This is a genomic window from Methanobrevibacter sp. (genome assembly GCF_017431965.1).
Lineage (GTDB): Archaea > Methanobacteriota > Methanobacteria > Methanobacteriales > Methanobacteriaceae > Methanocatella.
Genome location: NZ_JAFRKB010000001.1, coordinates 1 through 11530, shown reverse-complemented (window position 1 = coordinate 11530; position 11530 = coordinate 1). Strand labels below are relative to the sequence as shown.

The 11530-nt window shown below is 33.6% G+C and carries 8 protein-coding genes; 5 read left to right on the top strand and 3 right to left on the bottom strand.

The window, feature by feature from the left end; genetic code table 11:
• Window positions 1-393: 393 nt before the first annotated feature.
• Together IJI93_RS00040 and IJI93_RS00035 are read right to left on the bottom strand one after the other, a co-directional pair.
• Window positions 394-813, bottom strand: coding sequence for a hypothetical protein (locus IJI93_RS00040; protein ID WP_292808639.1), 420 nt, complete (start codon window positions 811-813; stop codon window positions 394-396).
• Window positions 814-1113: 300 nt separating this feature from the next.
• Entirely contained in the window at window positions 1114-6996 is a 5883-nt protein-coding gene (locus IJI93_RS00035; RefSeq protein ID WP_292808637.1) for a peptidoglycan-binding protein, read from the bottom strand.
• A 198-nt stretch (window positions 6997-7194) separates the two neighbouring features.
• Between IJI93_RS00035 and IJI93_RS00030 the strand changes: the two genes are divergently transcribed.
• The 5 genes from IJI93_RS00030 (at window position 7195) to IJI93_RS00010 (ending at window position 11058) form a co-directional block, all read left to right on the top strand.
• Window positions 7195-7683, top strand: a complete 489-nt coding sequence (locus IJI93_RS00030) for a helix-turn-helix domain-containing protein (protein WP_292808635.1) — start codon at window positions 7195-7197, stop codon at window positions 7681-7683.
• Between the two features lie 26 nt (window positions 7684-7709).
• Window positions 7710-7958: a hypothetical protein gene (locus IJI93_RS00025; RefSeq protein ID WP_292818125.1), complete on the top strand. Its 249-nt coding sequence runs from the start codon at window positions 7710-7712 to the stop codon at window positions 7956-7958.
• A 172-nt stretch (window positions 7959-8130) separates the two neighbouring features.
• Window positions 8131-8481 carry a transposase gene (locus IJI93_RS00020; RefSeq protein ID WP_292808633.1) on the top strand — a complete coding sequence of 117 codons (351 nt, stop codon included), beginning with the start codon at window positions 8131-8133 and terminating at the stop codon, window positions 8479-8481.
• 768 nt (window positions 8482-9249) lie between these two features.
• On the top strand, window positions 9250-9966 hold the full coding sequence (locus IJI93_RS00015) for a hypothetical protein (RefSeq protein ID WP_292808631.1): 717 nt from the start codon (window positions 9250-9252) through the stop codon (window positions 9964-9966).
• Between the two features lie 189 nt (window positions 9967-10155).
• A complete protein-coding gene (locus IJI93_RS00010) occupies window positions 10156-11058 on the top strand; it encodes an ABC transporter transmembrane domain-containing protein (RefSeq protein ID WP_292808629.1) in 903 nt (300 codons plus the stop codon).
• A gap of 263 nt (window positions 11059-11321) precedes the next feature.
• On the opposite strand, the gene IJI93_RS00005 is transcribed toward IJI93_RS00010, so the two are convergent.
• A partial coding sequence (locus tag IJI93_RS00005; protein ID WP_292818122.1) for a hypothetical protein occupies window positions 11322-11530 on the bottom strand: 209 nt, incomplete at its 5' end.

The following is an 11530-nucleotide window of genomic DNA, read 5'->3' as shown; positions in this document are numbered from 1 at the left end:
TAATAATATGTAGCTAGAAATTTATAAAAATATCTTCAGTTATATAAACAATAGCCGATTATGGCAATTAAAAATATTTAATTATTATAAATCTTAAAAAAAGTATTGTAGAGATGAAAGTACCACAACTATCGCATGAGTTTTCATAAACTCTCTCTCCAAAATAATTTTAATTAATTAATAATTTAATTTTTAAGTTATATATAATTAATAGCTATTTAATTAATACCCACATATATAATACTTTAGCAATGCAATAACACAAGTCGTTTTTGGAAACCTTAATATCAAAAACTGATAAAATAAACTTATCGAGTTGACTATGGAACTTAATTATGATGGGCAGAAAAATAGTAAAATGTATACTATAATCCAAAACCAATTTTGAAAACGTTAGATATCAAAACTGATAATTATAGACCTCCCTAAAAAATGAAAAAAACATATTACCAACAGACAAGACTCCCACCACCCTAACATGAAAGGCAGATAAACTGGCGTTAATGTGCTTGAAAATGTTGTGTCATGAACTTCAAGGATCAGCTTTGTTGTTTGTGAAATTTTACTTGCAGGAATTCTTGCAAGTATAGCTGCAGCTTGAGATCCATAACTTGGAAGGTAAAGTAACTGACATGAATTTCCATCTTTTGTTTTAATCTTTAGATTTTTCAAGTCATTTCTGAATAAAGTAGCGTAAGAACTATCCATTAAGTTATCCAAGTATAGATAATCATAGTTGGCTGAATAGCTACTGCTTCTTTGAGTGTAATTGCTCATTGCAATATTGATTTGCAATTCTTTTATTAATGTCATAAATAATATTTTATTATCTTATTTATATAAATAATATAATAAAAAAAGTAATATTAACATTAACGGCTGCCATTTGTTAATTGAAATTTGAATTTGAAAAGTAGATGATATATATGCAGAACTTCAAAGAAAATAGATTTTCCATACCTTTGGCGTTAATGTAAAAAACATTGCCTAAAAATAAATGTTATGAAAATTATTTTTATTAAAATGATTGATGATTGAATTATCTTGAAGACAATATTGTGCGGAAAATTAGTTTTAAAAAAAGAGAAGAAAATAAGGAATTAAAATCCTTATTTAAATTATTCCAAGTTTTTTAGCAGTCTTCTCATCAACCTTACCAGTCACCTTAAGACCATTGTCATGCTGGAACTCCTTAACGGACCTGAATGTGCAGCTACCGAACTTACCATCCACTTTCAAGTAATGGCCTTGATAAGTTAAATAGTAACCTTTATTTTTTAAAGCCTGCTGGATTTCCTTAACGGTTGACTTGTCCTTGCTTCCTTTGGACACTGTCTTGAAGGTTACAATAACCTTGATATTGGCTTTTTTAGATACCTTGTTGTAGTACTTGTTTCCTTTATAGGTTATTGTTGCCTTGAAGGTTCCTTTCTTGTTGAGTTTGGTAATCTTGAAGGTAGCCTTACCTTTACTGTTGGTAGTGGCCTTGTAGGTTTTGCCTTTGACTTTCAGGGTGACTTTAGCCTTCTTGATTGCCTTGCCGGTATTGTCCTTTAATGTAATAGTGTACTTTTTGGTTTTGACACTGGTTTTAAAGGTTTTCTTTTTGGCAGTCAGTTTAGGAGTGGCCTTCTTAACGGTGACTTTAATATCCTTAGCGGACTTGTCATAAACGGCATCTCCGTTGAATGCTACCTTGGCAGTGTATGCTTTAGGAGCAAGCCCTTTAGTGGAAACCTTAATCTGACCGTTACTGTCGGTAGTGTAGGTTTTAGCACCGTTCAAGTTAACAGTCACCTTAACGCCGCTTAAAGCCTTGCCGGTACCGTCCTTTAATGTGATTACAAGATATTTGTTCACATTATATGTGGCAGTTATTGCAGATCCAGTTATTTCTGTTTTGATTTTATTTACGACTATAGTTCCATTGCGGACGATTACATTGTATGGTCCGTTGAATAATGCGCTGACCTTGTAAGTGCCGAAATCATCAAATGTGTGCATTGCCCACCAGGTTCCATTACCTGCATAACTTGCGTAGAGTTCTTGACCGTCAACCCTGAAAATCATTTCACCAGACATATACTCTTCAAATATGTCAGATTTTGCAGTTATGTTGACTGTAAAGTCGTTGGTTGTGATATCAGTCATGTTTAAGCTTAACTGCCTGCTTGTGAAAAATGTTTTTCCAGAGAAGTAGTATGAATCCTCATCGTGGCTTACGGTTATATTATACTCTCTGACATTTTCAAGGACTATTTTACCCTCAGCGTCAGTGCTTCTAGTTATATTGACTTCAACACCGTCGACAACACCCCTAACAGTAACGTTCTGGCCGGCTTGTGTATATAACATGACAGGCACAATAGTGGAATCACCAGTGTTCTCAATACCGCTTGCTCCCCAGTAGGTAACGTTTGTGACATTGACATCCCCTTTCAGTCTGGACAATATTGCATTAAAAAGGTTATTGTTACCATGGAAAGCAATTTCAATATTAGTTCCATTGACTGTTAAAGTAAATGGGGCTATAGAATCCATATTTGCCTTATTGTTCAGGAATGTGGAGTGGGAAATGGACCTGACGTGTTTGGATTCGTGGAGATTCCAGAAGTAAATTGCAGAACCTACACCGGCCTCATTGCCTATGAAATCACAATTTACCACAGTGGCATTGCCGTTGATGTAAACAGCACCACCATCACCACTGTATCTCCCATTACTTGCAATGTTGTTGGTGAAATTGGAATTTTCAATATTGCAGGAACCAGTATAGAAAGCACCGCCCTCTACTGATGCACGGTTGGCTGTGAAATTACAATCAGCGATATTAACGGTCCTGTCAGATGAGACAGCTCCACCAAATTCTGCGGAGTTATCTTCAAACCTGCAGTTGGTCACATTACCGGAATTTTCAATTAAGACAGCACCTCCCATACTGCCAACACCGCTTGCCTTGTTGGCTTTGAAAATAGAATTTATAACATTTCCTGCCTCATCAAAGCAAATTGCTCCACCAGAACTTTTCTCACCATTCGCTTCATTGCCGATGAAATTAGAGTTTGAAACTGTACCATCATTATAGAAGTAAACCGCACCACCAGTAACTCCAGCCTCATTATCATAGAAGTTACAATCGCCTAGAGTACCATTATCATAGAAGTGAACCGCTCCACCATCAGTGGATACATGGTTATTGGTGAAATTGGAATATGATACATTGCCTCCCTCATATAAGAGGACTGCTCCGCCCCCAACACCGTCGCCGGTTGCTTTGTTGCCGATGAAATTGGAGAATGTCACATTACCTGGGGAGCCTAAGTAGACTGCACCACCTTCCAATGTTGCAGTGTTGTCAGTGAAATTACACCTTGTCACAGTAGCTTCACCGTTGATTCTGACAGCTCCGCCAATGTGTGCAGTGTTGCCGGTGAAACTGGAATCACTCACAGTACCGTAAATCATCATTAAAGCGCCAGCAAATTCAAAACCAGTGTTATTAATAAAAACACAATCCCTCACTTCACCAGTGCCAAAAATGTAAACCGCACCACCATAGTCTGCAGTGTTGTTAGTGAAATTACAATTCTCAACCACAGCGGATCCTTTGAAATAAACTGCTCCACCCTCATCTTCAGCATGATTGGCCTTGAATGAAACATTCCTGATGATTCCATCTACAGTGGCGATTGCACCACCTTTATCTGCTGAGTTGCCGATGAACTCTCCATTGAATACGACATTCTCGAATGTTTCAAAGAAATTGACTCCTCCGCCGGTAGGGGAAGTGTTGTTTATGAAGTTAGAGTTGAATGTGATGTTGGAAGGACTTTCACGGTAGTTTACGCCTCCACCGTTCAGGTTTGCAGTGTTGTTAATGAAATCACAAGTGAAAATGCTGTTGGTGGATACGTTCTTGAATGTTATTGCCCCTCCGTTTCCGACTGTCGGATCAAGCAGACCTAAAGCACTGTTGTTGATGAAACTGCCTGAGAAGTTGTTTTTATCGGTTGTGAAGTAGAAAAACATTCCCCCACCACAGGATTGGGCAGTGTTGTTTATAAAGTCGCCTTTAATCCTATTGCCGTTTGCATCATTGTAGAAAAACATTCCCGCACCGTAGCCTGCGGTGTTGTCCTTGAAAATGCCATCGAAAGTATTGTTTTCGACTGAATTGCGGAAGAATATTGCTCCACCGCTTTGTCCTGCTTGATTATTATAGAATTGGCCTGAGAAATTGTTGTTGGTTGATTGTGCTCCAACATATATTGCTCCACCAGTTCTGGCTGCCTTGTTGGCTGTGAAGATAGAATTTATCACATTACCTGAATCCATTACGACAGCACCGCCAGAATAAGAATCAGCAGTGTTGCCGGTGAAATTACAATCGGCCACATTACCGTTGTGCATATTGACAGCACCGCCAGAAGAAGAAGCATTGTTGTTAATGAAATTACAGTTCATTATATTGGCAGAATCCTCATCGAAGTAAACAGCACCACCATATTCTGCAGTGTTGGCTGTGAAATTACAGTTTTCCGCAGCACCATTATAGTCAAAGTAAACAGCACCACCATATCCTGCAGTGTTGGCTGTGAAAATAGAATCTGTCACATTTCCGGAATATATTCTCATGGCACCGCCCACCCTAGCAGTGTTATTGGTGAAAATACAATTTGTCACTTCACTATTATCAGCGAAGTAAACTGCACCACCCTCTTCAGAAGCAGTGTTGTTGATAAAATTACAATTTGCCACATTACCTGAACCTAAGTTGACAGCACCACCATGAGAAGCAGAATTATCCGCAAAATTACAATTTGCCACATTACCGATACTCCAGAAGCAAACTGCACCACCATCTACAGAAGCAGTATTGTTAATAAAATTACAATATGTCACATTACCAGTAGCATTTTCATTAAAGAAAACGGCACCACCATCTATAGAAACAGTGTTGTTAGTAAAATTACAATTTATCACTTCACCATTACCAACAAAGTAAACTGCACCACCCAATTCAGAAGCAGTGTTGTTGATAAAATTACAGTTTTTCACAGTGCCTTGATTCTTAAAGAAAACTGCACCACCCCAAGCGTAATTTGCCCTGTTGTTGGTAAAATTACAATTTTCAACAGTGCCGGAACAATTGAAGTAGACTGCACCGCCATCCTCATTTGCGGTGTTGTTTATGAAATTACAATTTTCAACAATACCAGTTCTATTGAAGTAAACTGCGCCTCCGTTTTGTGAGTATCCGTTCGTGAAGCACATGTTTTTAAGTGTAACATTGTCTGCAGTTATATAAAATATTTTTGATAGTTTTCTTGCATCTAATGTTGCATTATTTGTTCCAATTAATGTTAAACTTTTTGTAATTCTGATTGGTATTCCAAAACCATAATATGATCCATCTATAAAGATTGTATCCCCACTATCGGCCTTGTTTATTAAATTTTGAACATGTGTGAAATTATTACTCTGCATAACATCATTAACATCCAAAATATTATTAGACAAAGTAACATTTCCAGTCACTGAATGAATTGCGCCTTCACTTATATAATTATTCCTAAAGTCACAGCCGGAAATGTTGCCTTTACTGATAAAAATTGCATTACCATTTTTTGCAGTGTTGTTTGTGAAATTACAATTTGACACGGCACCATTTTTATAGATGTAAACTGCACCACCATCATTAGAAGCGGTATTATTCACAAAATTACAATTATCCACATTACCTGAACCCAGGTTGACAGCACCATGATCTCCCATGTTGCTTGTGAAATTAGAATTTGATACACTACCTGAACTCATCCTGACAGCACTGCCATAACTTGTTGCATTGTTGGCTGAAAAATTACAATTTTCAACAGTGCCGGAAGTATCGAAGTAAACTGCACCACCATCATATCCTGTGTTGGCTGTGAAAATACTATCAGTCACATTTCCTGAAATCATGGCCATAGCACCGCCATTGTCCTCAGCAGCATTATTGGTGAAAATACAATTTGTCACATTACCACGATGCAAATTGACAGCACCAGCACCATATTCGGCAGCGTTGTCTGTGAAATTACAATCACGCAGATTACCTGACCCCATAGTGAGAGCCCCTGCCCACTTAGATGCAGTGTTGCCGGCGAAACTACAATTTGTCACATTACCTGACAACATGCTGACAGCACCACCGGAAAAAGAAGCGGCATTGTTAATGAAATTACAGTTTTCAATGGTACCCTTTTGTTGAACTAAAACTGCACCACCATAACCGCTATCTTTACCGGTTGCGTTATTATCTATGAAATTACAGTTTTTAATAGTGCTCTCGTTAACAAGGTAAACTGCACCACCATCTGCCTGTGCTGCGTTAGCTTTGAAATTACAGTTTTCCACGCTACCCTTAGCATTAAAGAAAACTGCACCACCAAAGCCATCTACACCGGCTGCAGTGTTGTTGGTGAAAGTGGATCCAACAATATTCACAGTACCATTTGAAAGGATGGCTCCACCATAGCCCTTAACGTATCCGTTTGTGAATATGATATTGTTCAAGACAACATTTGTGCCGTTTTTAATATTTAATATTCTTGACTTGCCCTGTGCGTCTATTGCAAATCCGTTACCGTTGATTGTTAAGTTCTTGCTTATGATTATTCCTTCAGTTATATTGTCTACACCTATAGTGTAGGTGTAATTGCGTTCCAGATTGATTGTGCTTTTGTCTGAAGCGTCATCAATCAGTTTTTGAAGCTCGCCAAATTCCCCTGAGCTTGAGAGCTCATCCTCATCGGTTGATTTCAGCTCAGCTCCATTATCATCTGTTTGTTCAAGCGTTTCGCTTGCCTGTAGTGTATCCTCAACTGTTGAGGACACCTCGATTTGACTTGCATCTTCACTTGCCAGTGTGTCATCCATTTCACTCGCATATGCATTTGCGAGGCTCAATAGAAAAATGACAAGCGTCAGCAAGATTATTCTTTTTTTAATCTTCATATTTAATCTCCATTTTATGAAAAAATATGCTTTTCATGCTTGATAATTATAATGTTCAATTCTAAAGAAAAAATAGTAACATATTTTTCAATAAAATTAAATTAATTATACAATATGATTTTTATCGTCGAAACAATATATATGTATAGTTCACGACACTGAAAATTATAAATACTATGAAACACAATAAATAACATTATGGCAGAACAAAAACTTATTAAAAAATACAATGGAATCATTTCAGAAGTTCAAACTGAAATAAAAAAATTAGAAAACGATACGAGAGTCTTAAATAAATTATATGTGATTTTAGATGTTTTGCATGACGAACCCATATCAGAAATCATAAAAAAACATGACATTAGTCAAGGCACAGCATATAATTGGATAAAACAATGGAATAATGGTGGAATAGAAGGATTAAAAAGAAAAAAAGGTTCTAAAGGTCAATCTAAACTAACGAATGAACAGCTTATTTTATTAGATGAGATAATACAAAAAGAAGAATTGAAAACTGCAAGAGAAGTTAAAGAAAAAATTGAAAAAGAATTTAGCGTTGAATATAGTATTAGAAGTGTAGAAAGGTTAATGAAGAAATTAGACTATTCTTACACAAAACCATATAAAATCTATACTAAAATGCCTGCTGATGCTGAAGAACAGTTAAAAAAAACACCTGACATTTAGATTTAGAAAATTTCACTGTCGTGTTTTTGGATCAAACCTATTGTCAAAATCAGGACAATAGTCAAAGAACATATCATAAAAGAGGTACAAAAAACATTAAAGAACAACCAACAGAGAGAATTTCAATCAATGCCCTTGGAGTTCAATCAATTAATGGAAATTCGTTTGTATCATTCTTAGATAACACTAAAACCTTTGAAATGATGAAATTTATGATCACCATCGTCATCAAAAATATAGAAAACCCAGAATTAGAATCTAAATTAAAAAAATAATCAATAATGAAGAATTATTTCTAGAAAACATATTAGATACCATTAATGAGGAAGATAACTATAATAAATTAGTATTAACATTAAAAGTTTATCTGAAAGAAGCCGAACAATTAAAGAACTATGTCAAAGACTTGAAAGAAATCCACTTAATTTTAATACAAAAAGTCATTCAGTGCTTGAAAATCTTCAAAAAGGAATGTTGTTGGCATTTTTTTCAGATAAGGAATTACAACATGAATTAATCATGGAAAAACCAATAGCAGTTATTTTAGACAATTATAGTGTACATCATGCAATATTTTTCACAGAATTATGCAATGTTCTAAATATGGATTTAATACATTTACCGCCATTTTCTCCAAAATATAATCCAATAGAACAAGTATGGAGAACAATAAAAGCAATAATTTCTAGAAAATACATTTCAAGCATGCCGCAGCTAAAATATTTATTTTTAACAGAGTTTAAAAAAGTAGTTGATAAGTCAAGTTATTGGAAAAATTGGGAGGAGAAATTTTTATAATTTTCAGTGTCGGTGACTATAATGATGGATTGGAATCTGTTCCAAACACTATAAATTAATAAGGTTACGAATTATATCATGCGTTTTATACGAATGAAAATCTTTAATTATTATAAATCTTAAAAAAAGTATTGTAGAGATGAAAGTACCACAACTATCGCATGAGTTTTCATAAAATAACCTCAATCAATTTTAATTAATACTATTTTACATTTTTAAATTATATATAAATAGCTATATCTCCCAATATTTAAAAACTTTAAAGTGTTAATTATATATGCTTTGTAAAAATCCTATTTGATTTTTTGCAAAAATTTTTTAAAAATCAATTCTTATTCCGATTTTTACTTAGAATCTTTTAAAGTAATCTGATTATTATTTATTCAGATTTACACTTGAAATTTCACTTCAATTATAAAAAATAAGCAACCAAATTCAATAAAACCTTTAATTCTGAATAAATCATATAATATTTCTTTCAGGATATGATAAAAAGGTTCTCATTGTTATGTGGCCTCCTTAAGACACAGACAATATTAAATTGATAGATATATTGAAAAATAATCTATATTAATTTTAAAATCTAAACTATTTTCATGAGGAAATTTTTGAAGTTTGCATTGAAATCAATGGAAGACACTACTGATTATTTTAGTTTTAGTAATTCTTCAAACTATTTTCCAAATAGAAATCATTAATCTATTCAGTATCGCTTTAAAAGACCTTAAAAGCCAAAAGATAAATCTGCTTTTTGATGATGGATTATTCATGATAATATATACAATACTTTCCATAATCACAATTTATGCAGTTTCTTTTCTCTCAACCAGAGTTTCATCAAAGGCAGCTTACCTCACCCGTGAGAAGATATTTCATATCCTAATGAACTTGCCTGATGAAGAGATAAACAAATTTAAAATCACAGGTTTGATTTCAAGATCAACCAGAGGAATGTACTCCGAACAGGGATTTATAATGATGATGCTTCAACATTTACTAATAATTCCATTCGTGTTTATAGGAATCACTATTGAAATAGCATTCATCGATAAGATTTTCGCAGCCCTGTTTGCAACATTTACCATTATAGTATCAATAATTTTAATTTTAAGATTAAAGCAAATTACAGAAATATTCTTTAAGGCTAAAAAGACATATGGAAAACTCAACGTGTTATTCGTGTCCAAAATCACAAATTTTACCAATAATATTCCATTTAAAAAACACGAAGCTAGGAATGAGTTTAAAAAAGCATGTGATGACTCCTATGATAAAAACATCAAATATCAATTAAGCCAATATTACCTCGGTCATGTATTATTATTGGTTTTAGATGTTGTCATTGTGATTCTATTGGCAATGATGAGTTCCGGGTTCCATATAGGTTTTGAAGCCAAAAGTGCAATTGATTCAGTGACCATAATACAATATCTATTATACTTTTTAACCACATTAACTGTTGTTCCAACCCTAATTGAGAGATAGCCACGTTCCTATGCTACTTCCGTACGTTTAGAAGAAGTTCTGACTTTAGAAGATAAAATTATAACTCAAAATGCAGATAATTTAAATAAAATAGAAATTATTAAAGAAGACATTGGAAACGATGAGAAAAATATATTTGTTGACAGAAAGGAAATTATCCGAAAATTCAATAAAGTATTAAACCATCACATGAATAAAGTAATAGTCTCAATGATTCTGCTTACCACCTCCACATTGTGCCTTGTCTATGCCCCTAAAGTTGCAGGAAATATAATTAACTTAATTGTAAGCAACACAAACTATTCTCATGATTTGACTATTTTCTTAAATATTGCCTTATTATTCGGATTGTATTTTGTAGGAAATCTGTTAAAATTACCATCTAATCGTTTTATGATTTTTATTGGTGAAAAAATAGCCCATAATTTAAGGATGGAACTGTTTGACAAAATAGATGTTATCGATTCAAAATTCCTTCAGCAAAACTCTAAAGGACACATTTTTTCCAGATTAAACAATGATTTGATGAATATCAGGGAGTTTGTCACAATCCACATTTCAGAAATCTTTGCGCAGTTTCTATCAATAATTTTCGTAATCATACTGATTTTGACAACTGACTGGAGATTAAGCCTGATATATCTGGTAACTTTACCAATTTATATTGCCTGTTTTTATTTGTGTGATGTCAAATCCAAAAAGCCCTATGAGAATCATCAAAAACAATTAGGGCGTATGATGAGCTATTTTGAAAGAAGTCTAAACAATAGAAATCAATATCACGAAAAGGGATTTGAAAAAATCAATGAAATTGTATCTAATCATTTCATCAAATCAAGAAATATTTCTAATGTATTACTGCCAATAACAACATTTTTGACAAATATAAGCAATATTACTGTTTATATTATAGGTTTTTATTTCCTAGTGTCTAATGAAATACAATTGGGTACTTTATTGGCAGTTATTCTTTATGGACAAATGTTAACAAATCCTCTAAAAAAAGTAAGTGCTTCAATAACTTCTCTTGAAACCTCATTTTCAAGCATTAAAAGAATATTTGAAATAATCGAATATCAAGACAATGAATAACAAGAATAAGTTATATAATATATTTCTATTGTCAATAGAATTAGATTCATTGTCGGTATAAAAAAAATATGTGAAAATAACCCTATTATTAAATAAATAGGGCTATTAATCACGTCGAATATTTTGTCATACATTTTTCTTTTATTTGAAAAATCTTTTTTGTGAAAAAAAGAATTATTACAAATAAAAAAGGCATATGTCCCACCCACCTGCCCAAAAATAATGGAATATAATCCATTAAAACTTATTTAAAGCTGATATAATTATTTGAAAATACACATTGTTTCGTCCTTATTCATGTCATGATAAAATTCCGCCTCATTATCGTCGAAATCAATAACCTGCATCATAGAGTATATATTCTCACTTAAATTAGGATTTATATCTTTCAGGATATTAGGATACTCAAATAGCATATCCCGATTGAATTCTATTTTTTTCTCGTTTTCAAATAATGCTCCATAATATATTT